The organism is Pseudomonas sp. P4_B3, assembly GCF_056402295.1.
Map to the genome: position 1 here is coordinate 182884 of NZ_JBFUHR010000004.1, position 26404 is coordinate 209287.

At 56.0% G+C, this 26404-nt stretch carries 21 protein-coding genes and 3 pseudogenes; 11 read left to right on the plus strand and 13 right to left on the minus strand.

All coding sequences use genetic code 11. The annotated features are described in order from the left end of the window. Nucleotides 1-213: 213 nt before the first annotated feature. The 3 genes and pseudogenes from AC1DWG_RS06265 to AC1DWG_RS06275 form a co-directional block, all read right to left on the minus strand. Nucleotides 214-402: pseudogene (locus tag AC1DWG_RS06265) on the minus strand (transporter); the annotation flags it as partial. Between the two features lie 115 nt (nucleotides 403-517). Continuing rightward, nucleotides 518-1999, minus strand: a complete 1482-nt coding sequence (locus tag AC1DWG_RS06270) for a DUF1254 domain-containing protein (RefSeq protein WP_477787490.1) — start codon at nucleotides 1997-1999, stop codon at nucleotides 518-520. 64 nt (nucleotides 2000-2063) lie between these two features. Next, a pseudogene (locus AC1DWG_RS06275) lies at nucleotides 2064-2456 on the minus strand (outer membrane protein transport protein); the annotation flags it as partial. A gap of 363 nt (nucleotides 2457-2819) precedes the next feature. Here AC1DWG_RS06275 and gbdR (AC1DWG_RS06280) point away from each other — a divergent pair. Beyond that, entirely contained in the window at nucleotides 2820-3923 is a 1104-nt protein-coding gene (gbdR, locus tag AC1DWG_RS06280; protein ID WP_477787491.1) for a choline metabolism transcriptional regulator GbdR, read from the plus strand. Between the two features lie 109 nt (nucleotides 3924-4032). Here gbdR (AC1DWG_RS06280) and AC1DWG_RS06285 read toward each other — a convergent pair whose 3' ends face one another. Next, nucleotides 4033-5058 (minus strand): AraC family transcriptional regulator, encoded by a 1026-nt coding sequence (locus AC1DWG_RS06285; RefSeq protein ID WP_477787492.1) that lies wholly within the window; start codon nucleotides 5056-5058, stop codon nucleotides 4033-4035. Nucleotides 5059-5592: 534 nt separating this feature from the next. On the opposite strand from AC1DWG_RS06285, the gene AC1DWG_RS06290 reads away from it, so the two are divergent. The 5 genes from AC1DWG_RS06290 (at nucleotide 5593) to AC1DWG_RS06310 (ending at nucleotide 10323) form a co-directional block, all read left to right on the plus strand. Continuing rightward, nucleotides 5593-6084 (plus strand): lecithin retinol acyltransferase family protein, encoded by a 492-nt coding sequence (locus tag AC1DWG_RS06290; protein WP_477787493.1) that lies wholly within the window; start codon nucleotides 5593-5595, stop codon nucleotides 6082-6084. A gap of 312 nt (nucleotides 6085-6396) precedes the next feature. Next, nucleotides 6397-7641 (plus strand): dienelactone hydrolase family protein, encoded by a 1245-nt coding sequence (locus AC1DWG_RS06295; protein WP_477787494.1) that lies wholly within the window; start codon nucleotides 6397-6399, stop codon nucleotides 7639-7641. Between the two features lie 10 nt (nucleotides 7642-7651). Further along, nucleotides 7652-8437: an SDR family oxidoreductase gene (locus tag AC1DWG_RS06300; RefSeq protein ID WP_477787495.1), complete on the plus strand. Its 786-nt coding sequence runs from the start codon at nucleotides 7652-7654 to the stop codon at nucleotides 8435-8437. A 79-nt stretch (nucleotides 8438-8516) separates the two neighbouring features. Continuing rightward, complete coding sequence (locus tag AC1DWG_RS06305; RefSeq protein ID WP_477787496.1) at nucleotides 8517-9755, plus strand: styrene monooxygenase/indole monooxygenase family protein; 1239 nt, start codon at nucleotides 8517-8519, stop codon at nucleotides 9753-9755. A 25-nt stretch (nucleotides 9756-9780) separates the two neighbouring features. Further along, entirely contained in the window at nucleotides 9781-10323 is a 543-nt protein-coding gene (locus tag AC1DWG_RS06310; RefSeq protein ID WP_477787497.1) for a flavin reductase family protein, read from the plus strand. A 55-nt stretch (nucleotides 10324-10378) separates the two neighbouring features. Here AC1DWG_RS06310 and AC1DWG_RS06315 read toward each other — a convergent pair. Next, nucleotides 10379-10968: pseudogene (locus AC1DWG_RS06315) on the minus strand (SDR family NAD(P)-dependent oxidoreductase). Between the two features lie 405 nt (nucleotides 10969-11373). Between AC1DWG_RS06315 and AC1DWG_RS06320 the strand changes: the two are divergent. Together AC1DWG_RS06320 and AC1DWG_RS06325 are read left to right on the plus strand one after the other, a co-directional pair. Then, nucleotides 11374-12321 carry a SphA family protein gene (locus AC1DWG_RS06320; RefSeq protein ID WP_477787498.1) on the plus strand — a complete coding sequence of 316 codons (948 nt, stop codon included), beginning with the start codon at nucleotides 11374-11376 and terminating at the stop codon, nucleotides 12319-12321. A 96-nt stretch (nucleotides 12322-12417) separates the two neighbouring features. Next, nucleotides 12418-13965 carry a methyl-accepting chemotaxis protein gene (locus tag AC1DWG_RS06325; protein ID WP_477787499.1) on the plus strand — a complete coding sequence of 516 codons (1548 nt, stop codon included), beginning with the start codon at nucleotides 12418-12420 and terminating at the stop codon, nucleotides 13963-13965. 90 nt (nucleotides 13966-14055) lie between these two features. On the opposite strand, the gene antC is transcribed toward AC1DWG_RS06325, so the two are convergent. The 3 genes from antC to antA are packed head-to-tail and all read right to left on the minus strand — an operon-like array spanning nucleotide 14056 to nucleotide 16981. Then, a complete protein-coding gene (gene antC / locus AC1DWG_RS06330; RefSeq protein ID WP_477787500.1) occupies nucleotides 14056-15087 on the minus strand; it encodes an anthranilate 1,2-dioxygenase electron transfer component AntC in 1032 nt (343 codons plus the stop codon). Nucleotides 15088-15105: 18 nt separating this feature from the next. Then, on the minus strand, nucleotides 15106-15594 hold the full coding sequence (gene antB / locus AC1DWG_RS06335; RefSeq protein ID WP_477787501.1) for an anthranilate 1,2-dioxygenase small subunit: 489 nt from the start codon (nucleotides 15592-15594) through the stop codon (nucleotides 15106-15108). A 1-nt stretch (nucleotide 15595) separates the two neighbouring features. Beyond that, nucleotides 15596-16981, minus strand: coding sequence for an anthranilate 1,2-dioxygenase large subunit (antA, locus tag AC1DWG_RS06340; protein WP_477787502.1), 1386 nt, complete (start codon nucleotides 16979-16981; stop codon nucleotides 15596-15598). A gap of 241 nt (nucleotides 16982-17222) precedes the next feature. On the opposite strand from antA, the gene AC1DWG_RS06345 reads away from it, so the two are divergent. Beyond that, entirely contained in the window at nucleotides 17223-18230 is a 1008-nt protein-coding gene (locus tag AC1DWG_RS06345) for an AraC family transcriptional regulator (protein ID WP_477787503.1), read from the plus strand. 142 nt (nucleotides 18231-18372) lie between these two features. Continuing rightward, nucleotides 18373-18807, plus strand: a complete 435-nt coding sequence (locus AC1DWG_RS06350; RefSeq protein WP_477787504.1) for a CBS domain-containing protein — start codon at nucleotides 18373-18375, stop codon at nucleotides 18805-18807. Between the two features lie 71 nt (nucleotides 18808-18878). Here AC1DWG_RS06350 and AC1DWG_RS06355 read toward each other — a convergent pair whose 3' ends face one another. The 5 genes from AC1DWG_RS06355 to gabP all read right to left on the minus strand — a co-directional run bounded on the left by AC1DWG_RS06355 (nucleotide 18879) and on the right by gabP (nucleotide 24495). Further along, the gene (locus tag AC1DWG_RS06355; RefSeq protein ID WP_477787505.1) at nucleotides 18879-20315 is read right to left on the minus strand and encodes an NAD(P)(+) transhydrogenase (Re/Si-specific) subunit beta; all 1437 of its coding nucleotides are present in this window, start codon (nucleotides 20313-20315) and stop codon (nucleotides 18879-18881) included. After that, nucleotides 20312-20662, minus strand: a complete 351-nt coding sequence (locus tag AC1DWG_RS06360; protein WP_046042645.1) for an NAD(P) transhydrogenase subunit alpha part 2 — start codon at nucleotides 20660-20662, stop codon at nucleotides 20312-20314. Before AC1DWG_RS06360 ends, AC1DWG_RS06355 begins: the two co-directional genes overlap by 4 nt. 11 nt (nucleotides 20663-20673) lie before the next feature. Then, a complete protein-coding gene (locus tag AC1DWG_RS06365; RefSeq protein ID WP_477787506.1) occupies nucleotides 20674-21795 on the minus strand; it encodes a Re/Si-specific NAD(P)(+) transhydrogenase subunit alpha in 1122 nt (373 codons plus the stop codon). Between the two features lie 72 nt (nucleotides 21796-21867). Continuing rightward, complete coding sequence (gbdR, locus tag AC1DWG_RS06370) at nucleotides 21868-22983, minus strand: choline metabolism transcriptional regulator GbdR (RefSeq protein ID WP_477765000.1); 1116 nt, start codon at nucleotides 22981-22983, stop codon at nucleotides 21868-21870. Nucleotides 22984-23094: 111 nt separating this feature from the next. Then, nucleotides 23095-24495 (minus strand): GABA permease, encoded by a 1401-nt coding sequence (gene gabP, locus AC1DWG_RS06375; protein ID WP_223550671.1) that lies wholly within the window; start codon nucleotides 24493-24495, stop codon nucleotides 23095-23097. Between the two features lie 497 nt (nucleotides 24496-24992). Here gabP and AC1DWG_RS06380 point away from each other — a divergent pair, with 497 nt between their 5' ends. Then, entirely contained in the window at nucleotides 24993-26270 is a 1278-nt protein-coding gene (locus AC1DWG_RS06380) for a cystathionine gamma-synthase family protein (protein ID WP_477764998.1), read from the plus strand. Nucleotides 26271-26404 lie beyond the last annotated feature (134 nt).

Here is a 26404-nt window from a genome sequence, read left to right on the forward strand (position 1 = left end):
TGCTGACATGACAGCAACGTGTCCTCTGACTTCTGGCTGGGTAGCGAATTTTCGTGCCAGCCAGCATGGCTAGACACTGATGTGCCCTCCAAGGCGGGAATCCTGATGATCTTGATTCATATCTATCCTCATCAAGGGGGGCAACTTCTCGAATTTCACCGAGTCGCAGGCGCTCAACCATTCGAGCGCTAAAAGTGAATCTTACGGATAGTTTCACTTAGGAAAGAGTAGTGTGTACGCCACCCGAAAGCCCCAACCGTGTGCACCATCTTCAGGACTGTCCGCCCAGTATCGCGGCCCCACCTGAAGGCTCATGGGCTGCTTGCCGACTTTGAACAATTGCGTCACGAACAGGTTGATCGGCACATTCCACTCCCTGGCTTCCCAGTCGTAAGTGGATTCTGCTATTCAAGGTCAGACCCTGTGGCCTCAGCCCTTTCGGCAATAGGGCCCGCTGGATCTCTGCCTGAGCAATCGAACGACTGCTTGCCAACTGCAAGCAGTCGCAAGCGTCGCGTTACTTCGATGCCACCACTGCCGGCGGCTGCCAGCTACCGGCGCCAGCGGGAAGAATCGAAGGCTGCGTGGCCTTCGGCCAATACAGGCGCATCACCAGATAGGCCGTGTCGTCAGGCGCCGGCAACCAGTTGGCTTCCTTGGTCTTGCCCGGCGAATCCTTCTGGATGTACAGGGTCAGCGAACCGTCCGCGTTTTTCTTCATGGCCGACAGCATCGGCGAATTGATCAGGTAGCGGTTGAGCGGATTCTTGATCAGCAGCTGGCTCTTGCCGTCGTACATGGTCACCGACCAGAAGGCATTGACGGGTGGCAGTTTGCCGGCGGGGAAGGTGAGCGTGTAGTTGTGCTTGCCGGTATTCAACGTCTGGCCGGTGCCATCGGTACGCGTAATGGGGTACATCGCCTCGGCGGCGTCATTACCGTACAGACCAGCCTTCGCGGCGCCAGCCCGCATCAGCCAGTCGCCTTTGTAGAACGCCTGGTCGCCGAAGAACGCGCCGACGCTCCAGCCGTTGATATTCTTCATTCCGCTCGAGAGGAACTTGTCGACCTTCTCGTCGCCGGCCTTCATCCCGAGCAGGACCACGGCCTTGTGCTCGAGCGAGAGGTCTTTGATTTCGAAGTTCCGGCCGGGGCCTACCCCGATGCTGGCCAGCCTGGCACGGATCTCCTTGTCCTCCGCTGATGCTGGCACATACTGCAGCGCCGCCGACAGGTACTCGAAGAAGTTGGCCTTGATACCTTCCGTGGTAGCCGGCAGGAAATCAATCTTCGACGCAGCGGGCGGCGCGGGTTGATGGAGGAAGGCGGACAGTGGCTGGAGCTTGTAACCCGCCTGCAGCTTCTCGACATTCGGCATGTCGGCTGGATTGAACAACTGGGTGCGGATCAACGTCAGTGCGAAAGGGGTCGTGGAGCTGAACACCTTGTCGATGCCAGGGGGAGTCGCACCCTTCCAGTCGGGGCCTGCAATCAGATAGCTCCCGGGTGCGCTGGCCGTTGCCCGGCTGCCGATGTAACCGTAGTTATAGGTGTTGCCGTCGATCAGTTGCACCGAGTAGTAGCGCTTTTTGGAAACTGCCGGCACGGTGATTACGAGAGGCTCTGCGCGCAGGTCGGCCCAGAGAAAGGAGTACGGCGTGTCGCTGTTGGGTGTAATGATGGCCGTGTCAGCTGGCGTCGCGACCTTATGATCGTTGTGCAGTTGGTTGAAGGGGGCCTTGAACTGGCTGGACCTGGAGTCCACCGCGAACTCGTTCATCACGGCGTAGTTCATGACCAGCGGCAAGCCGTAGATAAAGCCTTCCTCAGCGATCGCCTTGGTCTGCTCGAGACTTGGCGCAGGTACGCCCTTGGCCACATCCGCCTTGTCTGCCTGCGCGATCGGATCGTTCTTGCTCGCACACCCCGCGAAAAGCGTTGAACCCACGACGACGACCGCCGCAGCCATTGTCCAGCCCCTGTTAGACTTCCTGTTCATTTCCACCTCGTTGGTTTTGTGCAAGCTGGCGTTGTTAGCGTCCATGTGAACCGGTTCTGGAAGTGTCTACGTCAATGCCGATGTCGCCGAATTTCGACCAATCCTGCCAATTGACTGTGGCCAGAATAGACCATTGCGTATCCAGTTGATGGCTGATGAAGAAACTGCCACCCGGTATGGGATTGAGCGCGTTACCACTGTCGGTGCCCGGTGTATTGGTTTCACTGTCTTTATCGAACGATAAGTCACCAAAAAGAACCTGAGCGCCAGCGCAGATCTGTGTTCCGCTGAGGTAGCTCAAGCCTGCGGGGTTGCTGGCGATGGTCGAAGGGCCTTGTGCCCGGGCCGCTGCACCGGCATTGGCCAGTCCAACGTTGTCGGTGGCGATTTCGTACAACATCAGGCCACCGGCAACACTGCGGCCACTGGTAAAGACCGGGTATAGGCCGCCATGCACCGTCGCGGCGCATACTTCAGGTTGCTGCAATCACTAACGTCATCGCCCACTGTTCTTTTCGAAAACCGACCTGTGCATGTCGGTAGCAAGCAAGTTGTCGTTTTCGGCCATTCCCTCCCAAAAACGCTACCTTATTGCTCACCGCCAATGAGTAGAGCGGTTGACCACATCTCCTTCGCTTTTAACCTTACCCCTTGCGATCATCGAGATAGAGACATCGGCATGTCGTTTTTTGAACGCATGGAAGGATTCATTGAAGTCAGGTGTGAGTTTTGCAGGTAAATACAAATAGCTCGCCGGACGAGCAATAAAAAGAGCCTGCGCCTGAGGCCGTTTACCCGCTTTGTGTGAGGAGATACCGCGATGACGACGTTCAACTCCGGGGCCCAACCCCAGAACCGTGCGCCTCAATCCATCGGCTTTCTGCTGCTGGACAATTTCACGCTGATTTCCCTGGCGTCCGCCGTGGAACCCCTGCGCATGGCGAATCAGTTATCCGGCCGCGAGCTGTATCGCTGGACCACGCTCACAGTCGATGGCGGTCAAGTCTGGGCCAGTGACGGTCTGCAGATCACGCCTGACGCCGCCATGCACAAAGCGCCGCCGCTCGACATTGTGATTGTCTGTGGCGGGATCGGCATTCAACGCACGGTGACCCGCGCACACGTCTCATGGCTGCAGAGTCAGGCACGTCAGTCCAAACGCTTGGGTGCGGTGTGCACCGGTAGCTGGGCGCTGGCCGGTGCCGGCTTGCTGGATGGATTCGATTGTAGTGTGCACTGGGAATGCCTGGCGGCGATGCAGGAAGCCTTTCCTCGGGTGAGCATGAGCACCCGGCTGTTCACCCTCGACCGGAACCGCTTCACCAGCTCCGGCGGCACCGCGCCACTGGATATGATGCTGCACCTGATCAGCCGCGATCACGGGCGTGAGTTGTCGGCCGCCATCTCGGAAATGTTCGTCTACGAGCGCATTCGCAACGAGCAGGATCACCAACGCGTGCCACTCAAGCACATGCTCGGCACCAACCAGCCGAAGTTGCAGGAAATCGTGGCGCTGATGGATGCCAACCTCGAAGAGCCGATCGACCTCGACGAACTGGCGGTGTACGTCGCCGTTTCGCGACGTCAGCTGGAGCGGCTATTCCAGAAGTACCTGCACTGCTCGCCATCGCGTTACTACCTCAAGCTGCGCCTGATCCGCGCGCGGCAATTGCTCAAGCAAACGCCGATGTCGATCATCGAAGTGGCGTCGGTCTGTGGTTTCGTGTCCACGCCGCACTTCTCCAAGTGCTACCGCGAGTACTACGGCATTCCGCCACGCGACGAGCGTGTAAGTTCCAACACCACACAACAAATGGCGATGACGCCGCTGCCACAGGCCCTGGTGCTGTCGCCGTTGTCCGGACCGTTGTCGGCACTCAGTCAAGCCCGCAACGAATCGACTTTTGCCAGCGTTCGGATATAGCCCGAGGCGTTATTAAAAGATCGCAGCCGTGGTCGGTTGATGGAGTGATTGAGCGCCGCAGAGTCGCTTTGCCCTGCGGTGCCGTCACTCTGGTTTGAGTTATCGAATATCAGCTTCGAAACCTAAGCGTCGTTGACGGTGCTTCGCCAAAACGTTTTTTATATTCCTGGGCAAACCGACCCAAGTGGGCAAAGCCCCATTTGAAGGCGATATCGGTTACCGACGCATCATGACTTTGATTGCTCAATTCGATATGCACCTGCTCCAATCGCAGGTTGCGCAGATAGGCCATGGGCGTGGTATCGCAAAAATCGCGGAAGCCGGCAAACAGTGTGCGAACGCTGACCCCGGCGTGCTCGGCCAACTGCTCTATGCTCAGCGGTTCATTTGCATGAGCCCGCATATATTCCTCGGTCCTTTTGACGAAATAGGGCAGCGTTTTTGGTTTACTGGCGCACTCCAGTTGTTCTCGCAGATTGTTGGGTTGGCCATAGACCAATGCATTGATCAGGACGGACTCGAACTGCTTGAGCACAAGGGCGTGGTGGAGTGGGTGTTCGTCCAATGTAATAGCATCAGCCAGCATGGTGATCAGTTGGAGGAAGTAATTTCCACCCGGGGTGGTCAGGTCGAGTTCGGGATGAAACTCCAGTGGTCTGTCCATCACGTGACCGAGGTGCTGGGCACAATGGTATTCAACTTCGCTGCGTTCGATTCGAAGTGCCAGTTGGGGGGCGTTGGCGTCCCAGCACATCGATAACGGCAGAGTGGGTGAAATCAACGAGGCTTTGTGGGGAGTGGAGATAAAATCATGGTCGCCGCACATAATGTGCGCCTGGCCGCTGATGGGGATCTGGATCAAAAAGAAACTTCCCAGGCGACCCGGGTCGATATTGACCCTTGCTCCATACTCCAGCCTGTTCAAGGACAGGTGCCCACGATTGACATGGTGCATTCGTGCACTGATGCAGTCGGATTCTTCTACGCAACGCAGATCATGACTTGTGAAGACGCTGCTGACGCCTTTGCGAATGGCTTCCAGGTCATTGAGAAGAAACAGCTGGTTTTCCGGGGTGAACAGCGAAGCTCTGTCAAAGAGACTGCCGCTGCTCTGCAGGATGGCACTCAGGCTCATGGTCGCCTCACTTGCATGCACGGTTTCAAGGCATTGCGCACAGTTGTGTTACCGAGGTTTTGCAGGATAAGGATAGTCACTGCATTAACCGGATAGCCTGTGGACATGTCCGTTTCTTTTTGTGCCCTCATCGGGGCTATCTACCTGCTGAAGCAATGGGCATGCCATGCGGTGTTCGCTTTGTGCAGGCTGTCGCTGAGCATGATTCATTCGTTCCTAGGGTCCTCCCGAGAACCTTAGGCGTCCATCGTTATTTTCGTTGGTTGTTCCGTGTTTCTTGAGGAATGGTCAATCAGCGTTTGCGAGTCATTTGCGCAGTCTATTGTCTCGCCGATTATCGGTGCAGAGCTGAAATGCCTGACAGACCGAACCAGAAACCTTTCTGCATGCCGTGGACAGGTTTAGCACCCAGCGGATAGTCCCTCTGGAGGCAGATGTTCAATATCGTACCAACGCTTCTGAATTAACCGAGCGGGAGCGCCGTCCAGATCATTGCGGGCGGAGCCCGCCACAATTCTGATAAGGCGAAGTGCGATGAACATGTCCTTTTCATCTTCGCAGGCAAAGGAACTTCCAGCCAACCAATGGTATGACTGGGATTGGATGGCTGGCGCAGAGGTTCCCGTGGGGAGCCATCTCATCACCTCCCGAAATGGTTATTACCATCACGGGATTTACCTGGGAGCGTCTCAAGTCGTTCACTACTCCGGACTGTGTTCAGGCTTGCACGCGGGTCCTGTCGAAGTAATCGAGTTGCAACGGTTTTCCTCAGGAAACTCGGTCTGGATCCGTACCGCCCAACAGGTCCGATTTCAACGAGAAGAAGTGGTCCGGCGAGCCCTGTCTCGCATGGGAGAAAATCAATACCGACTGCTGACCAACAACTGCGAACACTTCTGCAATTGGTGCCTATATGGCGAGAGTCGCAGTGACCAGGTGCGCAATTTTGCGACTCATCCCTTCGCAGCGCTGCGGTTGCTTCTGCTAGCTCTGCCAGGACTGTTTCAGCGCGCCGCCATCGTTTGATACTTCGCTTTTTACCCTTCAGATCAATGATCACACTAAGCCGCGTGTTCATTCGACTCATGTTTGAATCGTCCATCCTGCGCTTCTTTTTTCGTCGAGCCTGTCGAGGGAGAAGGGCGGCTCTTTGTAGCCGGTGTCGCTCTGATCATCTTCAGGTCATTCACACAGCTTTATTTCATTTTGCCCATCGGGTTCTGTCCCTCTTGTTAACTTCCTGCATGTCACGGACAGGCGCCGCATTCAGCGGATAGTCGGCACCACTGAAGGTGCCCAATATCTTCTCCAACATTCCTGAACCCTTGGAGATTCGATATGAAAGGCCAGTATGTCAGCGTGCCGGTTCTGTCCGGCGGTCACTTCCAGGCTTATCTGGCGACCTCTGTCGATGGTCGCGGACCGGGCGTGGTGCTCTGTCAGGAAATCTTCGGCGTCAACCAGGCTATGCGTGAAGTCGCTGACCTGTTGGCCGAGGAAGGTTACACCGTGTTGGTTCCGGACCTGTACTGGCGCCAGGAGCCCGGTGTCGAATTAGGTTACACCGAGGCAGACTTTGGTCGTGCTTATGAGCTCTACCAAGGTTTTGACGAGGCACTGGGTATTGATGATATCCGCGCCAGTCTGAATGCCCTGCAAAGCATGCCCCAATGTAAGCCGGGAGACCTGGGTGTTGTGGGCTACTGCCTGGGCGGAAAGCTGGCTTATCTGGCGGCCTGTCGGTTGCCCGAAGTGGCCTGTGCTGTCGGTTACTACGGCGTGGGTATTGAAAACGCCTTGTCGGAAGCTGAAGGCCTGCAGGGGCGCCTGGTGCTCCATATGGCTGAACAGGATCAGTTCTGTCCTGCCCAGGCTCGGTCCGCGATCCAGGAGGCTCTGCACGACAAGCCTGGTGTTGAACTCTACGTTTATCCGGGGGTTGATCACGCCTTCGCTCGCCCTAACGGCCATCACTATCACAAACCGTCTGCACTGTTGGCTCACGAACGGACGGTTGCTGCATTGCGTCGGGTTCTGGGCCCTGACTACAACCTTTCAGATCTCTGGGATGAGCACGTGCGCCACGAGTTCGATACCCGGGACGTACCTGCAACCATGGCCACCATGGTCGCTGAACCTTACGTCAATCACATCCCGACCATGACCGGCGGCGTGGGTGCGAAAGAGTTGAGTCGCTTCTACCAGCATCACTTCGTCCATGGCAATCCCAAGGACATGGCGCTGACACCCCTGTCTCGCACGGTCGGTGCATCGCAGATCGTTGATGAATTCATCATGAGCTTTACCCATGACTCCGAGATCGACTGGATGCTTCCAGGGGTGGCACCGACCGGGCGCCATGTCGAGATCCCGATGCTTGGCGTAGTCAAGTTCCGCGGGCCGAAGCTCTATCACGAACACATCTACTGGGATCAAGCCAGTGTGCTGGTTCAGATCGGCCTGCTTGACCCGACAGGGCTACCCGTGGCGGGTGTGGTGACTGCGCAAAAGTTGCTTGATGAGTCACTGCCCTCCAATACGCTGATGCCGAGTTGGGCCTCCAGCGCCGACAAGTCGGTTTAAGGGGATAACCATGTCTCATCTACAGAACAAGGTTGCAGTAATAAGCGGTGGCGCGACCCTGATTGGCTCCGCCGTCGCTCGGACGTTGATGGACGCAGGGGCTAGCGTTGCGCTGTTCGACATCGATCGTGAAGCGGGTCTCAAGGCTGCCGCCGAACTCGGTGAGCGAGCCGCATTTTTTCATCTCGATGTAACGGATGACGAGCGCATCGCGCATGCAGTCGAAGAAGTGCGAGCACGTTTTGGTGGGGTCGACCTGCTGATCAATCTGGCCTGCACTTACAGCGACCAGGGTTTTGCGTCCAGCCGCCAGGATTGGCTACAAGCGCTTGATGTGAATCTGGTATCGGCCGTGGCATTGACTCAAGCAGTGCATCAGGACCTTAAAGCCCGACGCGGTGCGATTGTCAATTTCACTTCCATCTCGGCCAAGTGTGCCCAGACCGGGCGTTGGCTCTATCCAGTCTCGAAGGCCGCGATGGTGCAGCTGACTCGCTGCATGGCTATGGATCTGGCTGCTGACGGCATCCGCGTCAATTCGGTATCGCCTGGCTGGACCTGGTCGCGAGTGATCGCCGAAGTCAGCGGCGGTAACCGCGAAAAGGCCGATGCAGTCGCCGCTTCCTACCACCTGTTAGGGCGCCTGGGAGAACCCTCCGAGGTGGCCAATGTGGTGGCGTTTTTATGTTCACCCGCCGCCAGCTTTGTGACGGGTGCGGATTATGCCGTCGATGGAGGTTACTCGGTCATGGGACCGGAACAGAACCTGCCGGCGATTCCACGGCTTGCCGAGTAACACAGAACACTAACAAGAAACCCTGTTCGGCGACTGCCGAATGCTGCACCTGTAACCGTCGATAACCAGGAGAATAACAATGCGTCGAATCGCCATCGTCGGAGCCGGTCAAGCCGGCCTGCAACTCGCTCTAGGCCTGCTCGCCAAGGGTTACCACGTCACCTTGACCACTAATCGTAATGGCGAGGACATCCGCAACGGTAAAGTGATGTCCAGTCAATGCATGTTCAACGCTGCCTTGCAAAGCGAGCGTGATCTGGGGCTGAACTTCTGGGAAGACCAATGCCCGGCTGTTGAAGGTATTGGACTGGCAGTGCCTGACCCAGAGAACCCGAATGAGCCGCTGTTCAGCTGGAGTGCCCGGCTGGATCGCTATGCCCAATCCGTCGATCAGCGCTTGAAAATGCCAGCGTGGATGGACGAGGTCGTGAAGCGTGGCGGCGAGGTCATTATCCAGGATGTCGGCGTGGCCGAGTTGGAGCTTTTGTCGACCACCCATGACTTGGTACTGCTGGCTGCGGGCAAGGGTGAAATCGTCAATCTGTTCGAAAAAGACGCCGAGCGTACTCAGTTTCAACAGCCGCAAAGGGCGCTGTCGTTGACCTATGTGAAGGGCATGACACCGATGTCGCCGTTTTCCCGGGTCAGCTTCAACCTGATTCCCGGTGTAGGTGAGTACTTTGTGTTTCCTTGCCTGACGACCACCGGGCCGTGCGAAATCATGGTCTTCGAAGGCATTCCGGGCGGGCCGATGGATTGCTGGCAGGGGATTACCTCGGCCGAGCAACATCTCGAGAAAAGCCTGGAGCTGATCAATCGCTATGTACCTTGGGAAGCCGAACGCTGCCGCTCCGTGGAAATGACCGATGACAAGGGTTTCTTGTCCGGCAGATTCACGCCGATGGTACGCAAACCGGTGTTGACGCTGCCGTCTGGCCGCAAGGTCTTTGGCATGGCCGACGCACTGGTGGTCAACGACCCTATTACTGGCCAGGGTTCGAACAATGCCGCCAAGTGCAGCAAGGTTTACCTGGATGCGATTGTTGCTCGTGGTGCGCAAAGCTTCAGCCCCGACTGGATGCACGAAACCTTCGAGCAGTACTGGAGCTATGCCCGGCATGTGGTCAAGTGGACCAACACCATGCTGACGCCTCCGCCTCAGCACCTGTTCGAACTGCTCGGCGCCGCGAGCCAGTCGCAACCTCTGGCATCGGCCATCGCCAATGGCTTCGATGATCCACGCACCTTTGCACCTTGGTGGTTCGACGCCCAGTCTTGCCAGGCCTTTATTCAGAAAAAGACTCATCAGGCCGCTTGAGCCGCCATTGACCCAGGAGTTCATCATGAATGCACTTACCGTAGAATCTATCCAGCCTGATCTGGTCAATGCGCAGGACAGCGATCCACGCGAACTGCGAAATTTGCTCGGGCAATTTGCCACGGGCGTGACCGTTATCACTACACGTACAACCGACGGGCGCAATGTTGGTATGACCGCTAATTCTTTTTCGTCGGTCTCACTCGATCCGCCGCTGGTGCTTTGGAGTATTGCTCGCAACGCTCCGAGTCTGGCGGACTACCTGTCGTGCGATCATTTTGCGATCAACGTTCTGGGCGCTGATCAGCATGATATTTCCGGACGTTTTGCGCGACCTGCGCCAGACAAGTTTTCCGGGGTGGCTTTCAAGGCTGGAGAGTCTGGAGTGCCGCTTCTCGATGGCGTGATCGCCACGCTGGTCTGCCGTAATGTCACCCAGTATGAAGGGGGTGACCATCTGATCTTCCTTGGACAAATCGAACACTATCGCCAAGGTGGAGGTGACCCGCTGGTGTTTCACGGTGGGCAGTATCGAGTGGCTGCGCAACATCCTGGCTTGAGCCGATAAGTCGGAAGTTGTCGAGCTTCGCCGGTCTTTCTCGAGCGGCGAAGCATGCCTATTGTTATGACACGTATCTTGCTGCAGGAATAATGGTTCCAAAGCATTGCAGAGTAACCATTATTCCGTCCGTGGCCAGCTCTTTGGATGCGGCTTGAGTCAACACACGCACAGCCATTTTGGACGCGGTGTGGATATCCACCAAAGACGAATTCTCATGGCCGGCACTGGACGATATATTGATGATCGTGCCTTTTTGGCGTCGCTGACGAAATTTATCCGCCGCGACCTGAATTCCCCACAATGTGCTTTGAATACTGTGATTGATCAGTCGTTGGGCTTCTTCATAGCCTATATCAGCGTCTGCGTCTTCTCTCTCAAAGCCGGGGTTGTTTACCATGATGTCGAAGTTGCCAAATATTTTTCAGCATGATCGACGGCGTCACGAAGTTGTTCCCGTCTGGTGATATCGGTCAAGAAAACTGACACACGACGACCTGTTGCGGTGATCTCATCGGCTGTATCGTTGAGCGGCGCTGCGTCTTTATCGACCAACACTATATCGGCCCCTTCCTTGGCCAAGCGAAGGGCGATACCCCGTCCGGTGTTCTGTCCAGCACCCGTTACAAGTGCAATTTTTCTTTTGCTATTCATATGAAGTTGTTAACGCTCTCTGATAGTCGCTGAAGAACTCTATAGCCGCTTATCCAAGTGAAACCGAAGCCTGCCTTACAAGCAGCTGGGTATTTTAAATGCAGGAGAGAAATCCGTCGCCTGAAACACATGACCGATTGGTTTTATTTGCGCATATCGGATGACCCCTGCAGTTGGCGGATAGTCAGAAAGAAGGGCGGTGATCATGATCTGATCAGCCGCACAATGAAAAAAATGGTGGCTTTAAAAACACAAATGCCTGCTGAACATCCTATGGGTATTTAGATTTGTTGAAGCGTAGTTGGTGTGCCGAGAGGCAACGTTATGTGTAAATGGATAGCCTTTACGCACATATTGCTACGTTCAACTACTCTGCCTTTAGCCTTGCTGCAAGTGGAGAGCGTTATGAAAACAAAAATAAAACTGCTATCGGTGTGCGTGCTGGGCCCCGGCCTCTTGGGAGTTAATCCTGCGCAGGCGTATGACTTGCCGGTGGTCAATCTGGGTTTGACCAGTTTCCTCGACGGCGCCCCGCCAGCCGGACCGGGTTGGTACTTTCAGGAATACTTCCAGAACTACAGCGCTAATCGTTTTCGAGATCAAAATGGCAAGGCACTGGGTTTGCCCAAACAAGAACTGGATTTTCAGGTCGCAGTGACTCAAGTCAGCTATTTTTCCGATCTTCGCTTGGGTAATGCAACTCTGGGCATGAACGCTGTGCTGCCTTTTGTAACCAGCATGGATGTTGATGACGGACTGAATAATGCGGCGCTAAAGGCTCAAAGTGGTGTGGGTGATCTTCTGTTAGGCCCGATGATCCAGTTTGATCCGATCATGGGGCCTGATGGACCTCGTTTCGTGCACCGCATTGAGTTGCAGGTCAATGTGCCGACCGGCAAATACGACAATAAGCATGACATCAACCCCGGAGCCAACGCCTGGTCGTTTGACCCCTATTGGGCAGCTACTTATTGGTTTACGCCAAAATGGACAGCGTCGGTTCGTGCTCACTATCTTTACAACGGCAAGAATGATGATCCGGGACCGGGGTTTGGTGGCGCTGATGATATTCAAGCTGGCCAAGCCCTGCATGCAAACTTTGCGACCGAGTATGCGGTGACGCCGCAGCTGCGCCTGGGTATTAACGGCTATTGGCTAAAGCAAATCACCGATACCAAAGTCGATGGTCATGAGGTTTCCGGCCGTCGTGAAAAGGTATGGGCCATTGGTCCGGGAGCAATGTATAGCTTCTCCAAGGACGATCATGTGTTTTTGAACGCGTACTTCGAACAGGACGTCGAGAACCGTCCAGAGGGGAGTCGTGTGCAAGTGCGCTATGTTCATCACTTTTAAGACCGCCGCAGTCATCGTGCCATAGCACCCTACTACTGTTGCTCTCGGCCTGCCCTTATGGGCAGGCTTTTTTTTTCCTTTTGGGACCTTTCAATCATGTCCGCACCTCGTACTTCCTCTGACAATGCTGTCCTGATATGCCGTACCGACCTACAGGGGCGCATTACCCACGGTAGCGAAGCTTTTATCAAACTTAGCGGGTATACAAGTCAGGAGTTGTTGCATCAATCAAGCAGTCTTCTTAAACATCCTGATATGCCCGCACACATTTTCAGTAGTCTCTGGAGTGCGCTGCAACAACGAAAGCCCTGGATGGGGCTGTTGAAGAATCGGCGTAAGGATGGCTCAACCTATTGGTTGAACGTTTACATAAAACCGGTGTTCGGCGCTGGTGGGATTGAGGCCTACGGAGCAGTCTATTGCTCTCCATCGCAAGTGCAGACAGAGCGCGCTGAAAAGCTCTATTCACGGTTGAGTACTGGTGGAGCAATTCTTCAGTGGGGTTCTCGCCTTAATCGACTGGTGGGGTCTGCATTACCGAGCTTGCCGCTGGGATTATTGTTGTCGGCAGGTCTTTGGCAGCTGGATTCTTTTTGGGCCCAGAGTGCTGGAGTTGTAGCTGGATTGGCCGTTATGGCGGGCCTCCAGGATTGGCGACAGAACCGTGCCCTCACGCAGATTTTTGTTGCCCATCCCAAAGCGTTTGCCGATTCGTTAACTGTCGATATTTACAGTGATGCGCCAGGTGCTGCCGCGTTAATGGAAATGGCCTTGGTTGCAGAAGAAAGCCGCCTGCAAAGCGCGTTGTCGCGAATCGGAACGACTGGAGGCATCGTTGAGCAGCAGGTAGTCGAGCTTGCCCAATTGATCCAGGCCGAGACTCAGCGTCTCGAACGTCAGCGTGATGAAACCGACTTGTCAGTTACCGCCCTCAGCGAACTGGCAGCCACTATCCAGGAGGTCGCCAGTAATGTTCAGGCAACGAATCTGGCCACCCAAGAAGCTGTCAGGCTCGCCAGCCATGGCGAGCAATTGTCCGGCAAGAGCCTTGACGCAATGCAGCAACTCAGTACATCCGTCGGGAATATTGCAGTGGCAGTCCAACAGTTGGCCAGTTCCACGGAGGCCATTGGCACAATCACCAACATCATCAGTTCGATTGCTGGACAAACTAATTTGCTGGCTTTGAATGCTGCCATTGAAGCCGCTCGCGCCGGCGAAGCGGGTAGGGGGTTCAGTGTTGTTGCTGACGAGGTACGGCAACTGGCAACACGTACTCAAGAAGCAACCCGGCAAATTCAACCGCTCTTGCTGCAACTGCGTGATGCTACCGAACGTACCGTCCAACTGACCGACGAGGGTCGAGAATTCGCGCGACACAGCACTCGTGAAGTGATGTCGGTGCAAGGCAATCTGGCTGGAGTGAATTCCTCGTTGACTCAAATATCGGGCATGAGTATGCAGATCGCCTCTGCCATGGAGCAGCAATCGCAAGTGGTAGAGAGCTTGTCACAGCAGGTTCTGCAAGTGGCTGAGCTATCGAAACAGAGCGTCGATAAGGCTTTGGACGGTCAAAGAATTGGTGAGGACTTGAAGTCTCAGGCCGAGGCTCTGAAAAACCTGGCGGAGCGTTTCGATCGTTGAATCTTTAGCGAAGGGGAGTTGAACGGGGCCAGGCAGTTGATAAAAAGCGGGGGGAGTATCTGGTCGATTCCAGATACTCCCCCATGGTTCTTAATGTTTTGAATTGCTCTCGATGAACTTCTCGTAAAACATCTGGAATTTTTCGATTCGCTGTTCGATGAACCAGGTCTTGACCGCTTCCACCATTGGCGGAGGGCCGCACAGGTAAATATCGAATGGATCAGCCTCAAACGCATTTCGGTCAAAGTGATCAGGAATCCATCCGGTTTTCCCTTTCCACTGCTCTGACGGCCTCGACACGATGAGGTGGTAGTCGAAATCCACGATACGTTCGCGATAGTCCGCCAGTCGTTGGGTTTCGCACAGGTCATTGTCCTGAGTGACACCATAGAACAGCTGGATCGGGTGCCCACAGCCACCTTTTTCTGCAATGTTATCCAGCATCCCGAGGAAAGCCGACAGGCCGGTTCCTCCTGCGACCAGAACCAGAGGCTTGGTCACCTGGCGTAGATAAAAGCTACCCAAAGGGGCTTCGAACTCGATGGTTTGACCGGGTTGGCAATGCTCACGAATGAAGTTGCTCATCACGCCATCCGGCAGGAGGCGGATGAGAAACTGAAGCTGGTTAGTGGGATTGGGTCGGTTGGCAAAAGAGTAGGAGCGCCACTCACTGGTTCCAGGTACGTGCAGTCGCGCGTATTGTCCCGGAAGAAAATCCAACTGCTGTTGGCTGGAGCAAGCGTCGAGATGAAGGATCGCGGTCGTGGCTGAAACCTGCTCCACACGGGTAATCACCGCTTGCAACAATTGAGTTGCCCCAGCGTTGCACAAGCTCGAATCGAAATCGAAATAGAACGACGCATCCGATTGCACTCGGGTTTGGCAAGAGAGCATCTTGCGTTGCGCCAGATCGTGTTCGGACAAAGCCTCGTCATCGACATAATCTTGAGTGTATTGACCTGATTCGCAGCGCCCCTGACAGGTGCCGCAGACACCTTCGCGACAGTCCAGCGGGATGTTCACGCCATTGCGCAGCGCAGCGTCGAGCAACAACTCGTTTGGCTTGACCTCGAAGAACGAGGTCTTGCCGTCGGCGAAGCTGAAAGCGACTTTATGGTTCATGACAGCGTGCTCCACGGGTCACAGGTGATAGAAATCAAGCACTGAGTTGATGGTGTCGTTGAGCAACACGATGTGCTTGCGAGTGATCTTCCAGCTGTCTGCGACCGCTTTAAGGTGGTAGGTCACATGACCGTAGAACTGCTCGGACAACCCCTGTCGGGTGTAAAGTGTGACCCAGGCTGCCTTCACCTCGAGCAAACCGTTATCGATCTCCCTGATCCGCACGTTGCTGATCTGATGCAAGGTACGCGGCATCGGGTTTGACGCCGCCGATTTACCCGTGCGCAGACGAAACACCCGGTCTTCAAGGCCAGAGCGGTTCGAGTAGTAAATCAGCGACATGCTGCGCTTGGGGTCGGTGGTGTACACATGCTCCGACTCCCATTGCGGCAGGTGGAATTCACTCTGCTCATCGAAGAGGGCGATGTAGGCGTCCCAATCCTGCTGATCGCACAGTTCGGCTTTGCGGTAGAGGAACTGCTCGATGGAATGTTGTAGTGCGCTCATTTCACACCTCCTTCAACTTCAGGGCTTTTTGTTCCAGACCTTGCAGAAGGAAACGCTGCCAGGATCCATGCTGATTGATGTAGAGCCCCTCATGGGTGAACTCGGTGCCGGTCAGTACCGGGTTGATGCCCAGGACCTCGCTGTTGGGAGTGGGGCCTTCGACCCATTTTTCACTGCCGCGGGACACTTCGTTCCAGCGCTCAAGGCGTGCCTGGAAGCCGCGCTGGGCTTCACGAAACTCCACCAGATCGTCGGGAGTTCCCATGCCTGAAACGTTGAAGAAGTCTTCGAACTGGCGAATGCGGTTTTCCCGGTCCGCGTCGGACTCACCTTTGACGCCGATGCACTGGCTGGTGATTTCTGTCTTGTTCCAGGCTACCGGACGCACGATACGCAGCTGCGAGCTGATCTGATCCATGAAGAACAGGCTTGGGTAGATGTTGAGGTTGCGCAGTCGGTGCATCATCCACTCAGCCTGCTGCTGGCCGTATTCCTCCACCAGTCGCGGCATGACGCTGGCATAACCGGCGCGCACAGTCGGGTTGGGCATATCGCTGAACAAGAGGCTGTGGCCATTCTTGAACGAGAACCAGCCATCGTCGGTTTCTGCATCGCCGGCGCCCAGTTTGCTGTAGTCCAGTGTGCTGGAGCCACCGCCATTGGCGGCATTGACTTGCTGGCGATGCTGCACCGTGGAGACGTAGTTGTAGTGCACGGTGCTGACGTGATAACCGTCCAGACCGTTTTCGTGCTGCAGTTTCCAGTTGCCGTCGTAGCTATAGGTCGACTTGCCGGGCAGTATTTCCAACTCGCCGGTAGGAGACTGGGCGACCATCATGTCGAAGAACACCTTTGCATCGCCGAGGTAGTCTTGCAGCGAGTCGCTGCCGTTGACGTCCAGGCTAATGAAGACGAAGCCTTTGTAGCTCTCGATCCGTGCTTTCTTCAGGCCGCGGGTTGCCTTGTCGAAGCCTTCCGGGTATTCCCCCGGGGCCTTGACCTTGACCAGGCGGCCGTCACTTTTGTAACACCAGGCGTGGAACGGGCACGTGAAGGTGGACTGGTTGCCTTTGCTGACGCGAGTCAGCGTCGCGCCCCGATGCTGACAAGCGTTGATCAGCGCGTGAAGCTGATTGTTGCCATCGCGGGTGATGATCATGGGCTGACGACCCGCACGCATCGTCAGGAAATCATTGGGGTTGGCGATTTCACTCTCGTGGCAGGCGTAGATCCAGTTCTTCTCGAAGATCAGTTCCATCTCCAGGTCGAACAGTTCCGGCTCTGTGAACATGTCACGGGCGATGCGGTAAATGCCTTCAGCCGGACGGAAATCCAGGCAGCCCTGGATGTATTCTTGCCACTGCGCAATGCTTCTCGAGTTGTTCATCAGGTACACCCTTTTGTAGTTTTTAGGCTCCCCCCGATTGAAAGCCTTTTTGTGTGGTGCATCTATCCGGATTCGAGGCGATATCTATCCGCTTCTGAGGTGGCACGGCCCGCTCTTTATGAGACATGCATGGCGGATTTCTTTTGTGCGTTTTCATGATGATTTTTGCATTATGCGGATAGTGATTCCGGGGCGTTGAAAGTACGGTTGTAGCCTGATCTGTAACTCTTGTGGTGCTGCGATGAATCTGCAAACTCATGCCGGGAACAATGCTGAATTTCAAGACATTCATGCGGTGCATCATGATGTACGAGGTGCGCAAGCCTGGATGGTGAATATCTGCGGCCCTCACGAGCTCAAGGCATCGTCCCCGCAGCGACTCCATTTTCAACATGCCGGAAATGTATTGAAGTCGATGTCTACAGTGATTGGATATATCGAATACGGTACCGATGTCACTATCGATATTGATGCGTCGGTACTCAATAGTTACAGCATCAGTCTACCAATCAGTGGTAAGCAGGAACTGAGAAGGCCAAATGGATTGCTGATGTCCGATAGCGAAAACGGAATAATCGTATCGCCTTATGATCAGCAAGAACTCTCTATGGCAGGTAATTGTCGAAAAATTCAGGTCGCCATTACGTGTACAGCAATGCGCCAGGTGTTGGAGGAACTGTTACAGCGGCCAACGCAACAGCCGATTGTCTTCGAAACCCAAATAAGTACAAGTGACGGAGCCCCGGGCGCATGGTGGCGGCTGGTAAAATTCCTGCTTGTGGAGATGGATCAGGCACGTGATTTTTTTGGTCATGTATCCATTACCCGTGATATTGAAAAGGCGTTGATAAAGGGTTTGATCTTGTCGCAGCCAAACAATTACTCGAGCGAATTGGCTAGCCTTTCGCAAACTCGATGTCCTGAATACTTATTAAAAGCCAAGAAACTCATACATGATCACGCCAGCGATGAAGTCAATCTGGACGAGGTTGGACGGGCGGTGGGTGTCTCTCGCTTCAAGCTTTATGATGACTTCAAGAAATATTTCGGCATCACACCGACTGTGTATTTAAAGCGTTTTCGGCTTGAAGCTGTAAGACAGGCGTTACTGGAGGGCGGATGCAGTGGAAACATTACTGCGGTGGCGATGCAGTGGGGATTTAACCACTTGGGCCGTTTCTCGTCCGACTACAAAAAGTTATTTTTGGAAGTGCCATCGAAGACCGTTGAGCGGAGTCGAAAGCATTGATCGCAAAGACGGATCCTGGCGCTGGATTCAGTGATGGAGTTCTTCTTTAGATTCAAACGGGTTTTATTGTCTGTTGGGTTGTTAACTGACTGAGCGCCCAGTGTTGGGTGCTTGCGTGTGATAAAAACAAGAGAGGCCCATTATGAAAACGGTTGCGCAATTAGTCTGTTTAAAATCCGAGCGGAACGTTTACACCGTTGCACCTGAGCAAATGGTCATTGAGGCTGTCAGGACGATGGCTGAACGAAATGTTGGAGCACTTCCTGTCGTTGAGAACGGCGTTGTTATCGGTGTTATCAGTGAGCGAGACTACGCACGCAAGATGGTACTGCAGGGACGTTCCTCGGTGGGCACACCCATCAGGTCGATTATGAGTTCGCCCGTGATAACGGTGGACCCTTGTCAGAGCATTGAGACTTGCATGGGGCTCATGACCGAACGTCATCTTCGTCATCTGCCGGTTGTAGAAAACGAAAAACTAATTGGCTTGCTGTCGATTGGTGATCTGGTCAAGGCTGCAATTACAGAACAAACGGATCTGATTCTGCAACTCGAACAGTATATTCGCGGTCACTAATTACCAGTCCGACGATTTGCGCAAACAAAAACGCCCCGACGAGTCGGGGCGTTTTTGTTTGCCGCAGAAGGTTAGTCGACGGCCTTGACCATGTCTTCGATGACCTTTTTCGCGTCGCCGAACACCATCATGGTTTTATCCAGGTAGAACAGTTCGTTGTCCAGGCCGGCATAGCCGCTGGCCATCGAGCGTTTGTTGACGATGATGGTCTTGGCCTTGAACGCTTCGAGGATCGGCATGCCGGCAATCGGCGATTTCGGATCGTTCTTCGCCGCCGGGTTGACCACGTCGTTGGCACCGAGCACCAGCACCACGTCGGCCTGGCCGAACTCGGAGTTGATGTCGTCCATCTCGAACACCTGGTCGTAAGGCACTTCGGCCTCGGCCAGCAACACGTTCATGTGGCCGGGCATACGACCGGCAACCGGGTGGATCGCRTACTTCACGGTCACGCCGCGATGGGTCAGCTTYTCGGTCAGTTCCTTCAGCGCATGCTGTGCCCGCGCKACCGCCAGGCCGTAGCCCGGCACGATGATCACGGTGTCGGCGTTGGTCAGCAGGAAGGTCGCGTCGTCAGCCGAACCGGATTTCACCGGACGGGCTTCTTTCGAACCCGCCGGGCCGGCCGCATCCGTCGTATTGCCGAAACCGCCGAGCAGCACGTTAAAGAAGGAGCGGTTCATCGCCTTGCACATGATGTACGAGAGGATCGCACCGCTCGAGCCTACCAGCGAACCGGCGATGATCAGCATCGAGTTGTTCAGCGAGAAGCCGATGCCCGCCGCTGCCCAGCCGGAGTAGCTGTTGAGCATCGACACGACCACGGGCATGTCGGCGCCCCCGATCGGGATGATGATCAGCACGCCGAGCACGAAGGCCAGCGCCAGCATCACGGCGAARGCRGTGTAGTCGCCGGTGAGCATGAAGGTCACGCCCAGGGCCAGTGTGGTCAGGCCCAGCAGCAGGTTCAGCTTGTGCTGGCCACTGAACTGTACCGGTGCACCCTGGAACAGGCGGAACTTGTACTTGCCCGCSAGCTTGCCGAAGGCAATGACCGAACCGGAGAAGGTGATTGCACCGATGGCGGCACCGAGGAACAGTTCCAGGCGGTTACCGGCCGGGATCGCGTCACCCAGTTGCGCAACGATACCCAGCGACTGCGGCTCGACCACGGCGGCCACGGCGATGAACACCGCCGCCAGGCCGATCATGCTGTGCATGAAGGCGACCAGTTCGGGCATCTTGGTCATTTCGACGCGTTTGGCCATGATCGAACCGGCCGTGCCGCCGATCAGCAGGCCGACGATCACGTAGACGATACCGTCRTGSGCGAGCTCGGCGCCGAGCTTGTAGATCAGGCCGACCGTGGTGAGGATCGCCAGGCCCATGCCGAGCATGCCGAACAGGTTGCCRCGSCGCGACGTGGTGGGGTGCGAGAGGCCCTTGAGCGCCTGGATGAAGCAGACCGAGGCGATCAAATACAGGGAAGTAACCAGGTTCATGCTCATGCTTGCTGCACCTCGGCCTTGACTGCGGCGGCCTTGGCAGCCGGAGCTTTGGCCGCTTTTTTCTTGAACATTTCCAGCATGCGCCGGGTCACCAGGAAGCCACCAAACACGTTGACCGCGGCCAGGGCCACGGCCAGGGTGCCCATGGTCTTGCCCAGCGGGGTCACGGTGAGGGCGGCGGCGAGCATGGCGCCGACGATCACGATGGCCGAGATGGCRTTGGTCACCGCCATCAGTGGCGTGTGCAGTGCCGGTGTGACGTTCCAGACCACGTGGTAGCCGACATARATCGCCAGCACGAAGATGATCAGGTTGTAGATACCGTGAGAGATCAGCATGTCTTCCATTGTTTTTATCCTCAGCCGTTCTTGCGCACGATCTGGCCGTCGCGGCACATCAGGCACGCGGCGACGATATCGTCTTCAAGGTTGATCACCAGTTGTCCTTCTTTATCGAACAACAGTTTCATGAAGTCCAGCAGGTTGCGGGCGTACAGCGCCGAAGCATCGGCCGCCACGGCGCTGGCCAGGTTGGTTGGGCCAACGATGGTCACGCCATTTTCGACGACCACCTGATCGGCCACGGTCAGCGGGCAGTTACCGCCCTGGGCGGCCGCGAGGTCGATGACCACCGAGCCCGGTTTCATCTGGGCCACAGTTTCCGCGCTTAGCAGTGTCGGTGCCTTGCGGCCGGGAATCAGCGCGGTGGTGATGACGATGTCAGCCTGCTTGGCGCGTTCGTGYACRGCCGCGGCCTGGCGCTGCATCCAGCTGGCCGGCATCGGGCGGGCGTAACCGCCGACACCGACGGCGCATTCACGCTCTTCATCGGTCTCGTAAGGYACGTCGACGAACTTGGCGCCGAGGGATTCGATCTGCTCTTTCACCGCAGGACGCACGTCAGACGCTTCGATCACCGCACCCAGGCGTTTCGCGGTAGCGATGGCCTGCAAACCCGCTACACCAGCGCCGAGAATCAGCACGCGCGCTGCTTTCACAGTGCCCGCAGCGGTCATCAGCATTGGCATGAACCGYGGATAATGATGAGCGGCCAGCAACACCGCCTTATAGCCGGCGATGTTGGCTTGCGAGGACAGCACATCCAGGCTCTGTGCGCGGGAGGTACGCGGCGCGGCCTCCAGGGCGAAGGCGGTAATACCGCACTCAGCCAKCTTGGCGATGGTTTCGTTGCTGAACGGGTTGAGCATCCCCACCACGACGGTGCCGCTTTTAATCAGCGCCAGCTCGCTGTCGCTGGGCGCGACCACCTTCAAAATCAGCTCTGCACCAAACGCGTCATTGGCGCTGCCAATGGTTGCGCCTGCCGCTTCATAGGCACTGTCGACTACGCTGGCATTGACGCCGGCGCCGCTTTGTACAGTGACCTTATGACCCTGGCTGATCAGCTTCTTGATGGTTTCCGGGGTTGCAGCAACCCGTGTTTCACCGGTCTGGGTTTCGAGAGGAACACCAATGTGCACGTCAAATCTCCTGCGTGATCTTATTGAGTAAACCCATGCACTACGGATGAATGGGGCGGCAGGGACGGCCGATCAGCACGATTGCGCCAAATCGGAACGATCAATCATTCGAACACTGGCAAAAGTCGATTCGTTTCGTGCCTGGTCGAGTGCTGTCAGTGGTCTGGTCGATGACTGCTGCGTAGTCGCAAGCGTTGCCGCTATGCGACTCATTTCAGAGCCGGAACGCTCGTCGCTGGGTGGAACACCAAAGTACTCGCGATAGCATTTGGAAAAGTGGGGTGTGGACACGAAACCGCATACATACGCCAACTCTATGATCGACAATGATGTTTGCTTAAGCAGTTGTCGCGCTCGAACAAGACGTAACCTCAAGTAGTAGCGTGACGGCGTACAGTGAAGGTATTTCTGAAATAGCCGCTCCAGCTGTCGACGTGACAGATCAACGTATTCTGCAAGCTTATCCAGGTCGAGCGGTTCCTCGAGGTTGGCCTCCATCAACGCAACGATCTCCTGCAGCTTGGGCTGATGAGTTCCCAGCACATGCCTAAGCGGAACACGCTGATGGTCCTGTTCGTTGCGTATGCGCTCGTAGACAAACATTTCCGAAATGGCAGCAGATAATTCACGACCATGATCGCGACCGATCAGGTGCAACATCATGTCCATAGGGGCCGTTCCGCCGGAGCTTGTGAAGCGGTTTCGGTCGAGGGTGAACAGACTCGCACTGATGCTGACTCGCGGAAATGCTTCCTGCATGGCGGCCAGAAACTCCCAGTGCACACTGCACTCATAACCATCGAGCAGCCCGGCTTTGGCCAGTGCCCAACTGCCCGTGCACACGCCTCCCAGCCGTCTGGATTGACGCGCAAGGGCTTGCAGCCAGGTAACGTGCTCGCGGGTAATCACGCTCTGGATTCCAACACCACCGCACACGATTACAGTGTCCGCCACTAATGGATTGCTCCACGAACCGTCCGGCGTGATCGGCACGCCGTCACTGGCCCAGACAGGCTCTCCACCGGGGCTGAACGTATGCCAGCGATATAGCTCTCGCCCCGACAACTGATTGGCCATGCGCAGTGGCTCTACGGCTGACGCCAGGGAAATCAGTGTGAATTTATCCAGCAGCAGAAAACCAACTGATTTTGTAGCGGTACCGTCGGAAACGGTGGAGTTCGATGACATCGGAGGTCATGTCCTCACAAAGAGCGATTACGGCCGCAGACACAGGGGCTTGTAATACCCCCCAGCCTCGGCGTAGGGAGTATCAGGTTCGGCGCAAATACCTCCTTGGTTTTATCCCACCGACGTCGCCCTTGCATCCCGCGCAGGCTGACGCGATGTCACAAGACCGATAAAGGAAATCGCCAGCGCCAGGCCAATGGTCGAGCTCACTTCGCTACGGTGCTCTGGGGTTATCATCATGACCGCCAACGCTGCGCAAATGAACGCGATCACCAGCCATGTGAGCCACGGGAACAGCCACATACGAAAGGCCAGTTCGACATTCTGCCGACGTAGCATCCGGCGCATACGCAGCTGCGACACCGCAATGGCCAGGTACACCAGCAAGGCAATCGCACCGGAGCTGGCCAGCAGGAAGTCAAACAGCCCGGCGGGCATGAAGTAGCTCCACACGGTGATCGCTGCGCCCAGCACGGTGCTGGCGATGACTGCTGCCCGCGGCACGCCCTCGGAGGAGGTCGCCTTCAGCGCTTTCGGCGCATCGCCACGACGGCCCAGCGAGTACAGCATTCGCGAGGCAATGTAGATCGAGGAGTTCATGCAACTGGCCACGGCGATCAGCACCACCACGTCCACCATGAACTTGGCGTGGGGAATGTTCATGATTTCCAGTGCGCGCTGGTAAGAGCCTACCGAGGCCAGCAGCGGATCGTTCCAGGGCACCACGGAGATAACCACGAAAATCGACAACAGGTAGAACACGCCGATGCGCCAGATCACCGAACGCGTGGCTTTGGCAATGTTCTGCGACGGGTTGTCGGATTCGGCGGCGGCGATGGTGACCGCTTCAGTACCAATGAAGCTGAACATGATGGTGATGAAAGCGCCGACTACCGCCGACAGGCCGTTGGGGGCAAATCCGCCATGCTCGGCCATCAGTCCGCTCAATCCGCTGACTTCCCGATCGGGCACCCAGCCCATCAGCACGGCAAAACCCACGCCGATGAAACCGATGATCGCCACCACCTTGGCCATGGCGAACCAGAATTCGAATTCGCCGTACTTGGAGACACTGAACAGATTGGTGATCACCAACGCAATGATCGACACCAGGGCGAACAGCCAGGCATCGATCTGGGGAAACCATTGGTTCAACACATGGCCGGCGGCCAGTGCTTCAATAGGGATCACCAGCACCCAGAACCACCAGTAGAGCCAACCGATGGTGAAGCCTGCCCAACGACCTATTGCCTGGTCGGCATAGGTGGAGAACGAACCGGTGTCCGGGTTGGCCACCGCCATTTCACCGAGCATGCGCATGACCAGAACGACGAGCAGGCCTGAGAATAGATAGGCCAGGAGGACGGCCGGCCCGGCAGCGGCAATGGCATGTCCTGAGCCAACGAATAAACCGGCGCCGATGATACCGGCGATTGACAGCATTGTGACGTGACGAGGCTTGAAGCCCTGCGCCAATTGGCCATTCGAATCCTTGGAGCTCGGGCTAATCATTGGTTTTACTCTTTGGCGATCGACATTCAAGCGTTCTGAGTGAGGGGTAGGCGATCAGGGGCTTGCTGTTGCCCCTCCTGAAAGCGACAGTCCTCAACGCTACTGTTCTATATGCTCTGTCACCGCGATGTGGCCACCGCAGTGAAAAGTTGCGCCACCTTACCCGGCTTGTCCGACAATCCAGATACCTGATCGCGCCACCTCCGTGCCTGATATCGACACGGGAAAACTTTGCACTCGCCGTTGATGCCGAGGTTTTGGCAGCCGCGCGCGATCAAGGAAAACTCACGTTATCGGAGTATTGAATGCCGATGTCGCTCCTGAAAGAGATCGTTTCGCTGCCGCAACTGACCTGAATCTGCGCAATCACAGCCATTAAAAAAAGCAGCCCTTTGGCACCGATAACATCGTTTCTCGGCGGCGCTGCTTTTCACTATATTGGCCGCCAGATCCGGTGAGTGACTCAACATTCGCCACCCTCAGTGCGAGTAGTCTTTATGAATAAAAAACCAGGCAGCGCAGGGTTTGTTAATGCGGGTGCGGGAACCCGTGCAGTGTGGGGCGGGGAGCAGGTCAGGCATCCCTACAACGCCACTCAAACGCCCATCGTGGTCAGTGCCGCCTATGGTTATGACGACATCGATGTCTGGTACGACGTTGCGTTGGGCAAGGCGCCCGGCTTTATTTACAGCCGCATGAGCAACCCGACAGTCGAGACCCTCGAGGCAAAGATTCGCGAGTTGGAGCAGGCCGAATCTGCCGTGGCGTTCAGCAGCGGGATGGCGGCGATCAGCAGTGTGCTTTACACCTTCCTGGCCCATGGCGATCGGGTGGTGTCGACCAAGGACAGCTATGGCGGCACCAACAAGATTTTCGAAGAGTTCCTGCCGCGCACCGGTGTGAACGTGACATTGTGCGAGACGTTCGATCACGAAGAAATCGAATGCGAAATCGCCAAAGGTTGCCAGTTGGTGTATCTGGAAACACCGACCAACCCGACGCTGAAAATACTCGATATCGAGCGTCTGGTGGCTGCGGCCAAGCGCGTCGGTGCCATTGTGGTGGCGGATAACACCTTCGCCACGCCATTGAATCAGAACCCGCTGGCGCTGGGTGTGGACGTGGTCATTCACAGTGCCACCAAGTTTCTCAGCGGCCACGGCGACGTGCTTGGCGGCCTGGTGTGCGGTAGTGAATCACTGATGGCCAAGGTGCGTCATTACCGGGAAATCAACGGTGCGGCGCTCGACCCGTTCTCCGCCTACATGATCATTCGCGGCATGAAAACGTTGGTGCTGCGCATGCGTCAGCAGCAACGCAGTGCCCGTGCTCTGGCAGAGTATCTTTGCGTCGAACCGTTGGTGGAGTCGGTCAATTATCCCGGCTTGCCCGGCCATCCGAATCATGCGGTGGCGTGCGCGCAAATGTCCGGTTTCGGTGCAATCGTCAGTTTTGTCGTGGTGGGCGGCATGGACACGGTCAAGGTGCTCTTGCCGCGACTGCAATTCGCCCACTGCGCGGGCAATCTCGGTGCGGTGGAAACCATCTACGGTCCGGCCCGCACCACCAGCCATGTCGAGAACACGCTGGAGGAACGCCTGGCCCTGGGTATTTCCGAAGGGCTGGTGCGGATCTCTGTCGGCATTGAAGACACCGACGATCTGCTCGACGACCTGAAACAGGCGTTCGCATTTGTCAGGGAGGCGGGCAACGGACCCGCACAAGCAAACACGCAGCTTTCAATCAATGAAAGTTGCGCCGAAGTTGCAAACTGAAGCGTTAGCGTTAAACCTCACTGCAAGGATGTGAGTGGGGCGTTCATGAAGTGGAATAATAATAAAACTTAGTGGCGATCTGTTTTTTCTCTGCCCAGTCAGTCATCGCAGACGTTAATTCGAGCCCTAATAAC

Coding starts and splice junctions, on each gene's coding strand:
- gbdR (WP_477765000.1), bottom strand. CDS start 22,983: ATGTCATCGAACTCCACCGTTTCCGACGGTACCGCTACAAAATCAGTT.
- gabP (WP_223550671.1), bottom strand. CDS start 24,495: ATGATTAGCCCGAGCTCCAAGGATTCGAATGGCCAATTGGCGCAGGGC.
- gbdR (WP_477787491.1), top strand. CDS start 2,820: ATGACGACGTTCAACTCCGGGGCCCAACCCCAGAACCGTGCGCCTCAA.
- AC1DWG_RS06285 (WP_477787492.1), bottom strand. CDS start 5,058: ATGAGCCTGAGTGCCATCCTGCAGAGCAGCGGCAGTCTCTTTGACAGA.
- AC1DWG_RS06305 (WP_477787496.1), top strand. CDS start 8,517: ATGCGTCGAATCGCCATCGTCGGAGCCGGTCAAGCCGGCCTGCAACTC.
- antB (WP_477787501.1), bottom strand. CDS start 15,594: ATGAGCGCACTACAACATTCCATCGAGCAGTTCCTCTACCGCAAAGCC.
- AC1DWG_RS06290 (WP_477787493.1), top strand. CDS start 5,593: ATGAACATGTCCTTTTCATCTTCGCAGGCAAAGGAACTTCCAGCCAAC.
- AC1DWG_RS06295 (WP_477787494.1), top strand. CDS start 6,397: ATGAAAGGCCAGTATGTCAGCGTGCCGGTTCTGTCCGGCGGTCACTTC.
- AC1DWG_RS06300 (WP_477787495.1), top strand. CDS start 7,652: ATGTCTCATCTACAGAACAAGGTTGCAGTAATAAGCGGTGGCGCGACC.
- antA (WP_477787502.1), bottom strand. CDS start 16,981: ATGAACAACTCGAGAAGCATTGCGCAGTGGCAAGAATACATCCAGGGC.
- AC1DWG_RS06345 (WP_477787503.1), top strand. CDS start 17,223: ATGAATCTGCAAACTCATGCCGGGAACAATGCTGAATTTCAAGACATT.
- AC1DWG_RS06270 (WP_477787490.1), bottom strand. CDS start 1,999: ATGAACAGGAAGTCTAACAGGGGCTGGACAATGGCTGCGGCGGTCGTC.
- AC1DWG_RS06380 (WP_477764998.1), top strand. CDS start 24,993: ATGAATAAAAAACCAGGCAGCGCAGGGTTTGTTAATGCGGGTGCGGGA.
- AC1DWG_RS06310 (WP_477787497.1), top strand. CDS start 9,781: ATGAATGCACTTACCGTAGAATCTATCCAGCCTGATCTGGTCAATGCG.
- AC1DWG_RS06325 (WP_477787499.1), top strand. CDS start 12,418: ATGTCCGCACCTCGTACTTCCTCTGACAATGCTGTCCTGATATGCCGT.
- antC (WP_477787500.1), bottom strand. CDS start 15,087: ATGAACCATAAAGTCGCTTTCAGCTTCGCCGACGGCAAGACCTCGTTC.
- AC1DWG_RS06320 (WP_477787498.1), top strand. CDS start 11,374: ATGAAAACAAAAATAAAACTGCTATCGGTGTGCGTGCTGGGCCCCGGC.
- AC1DWG_RS06350 (WP_477787504.1), top strand. CDS start 18,373: ATGAAAACGGTTGCGCAATTAGTCTGTTTAAAATCCGAGCGGAACGTT.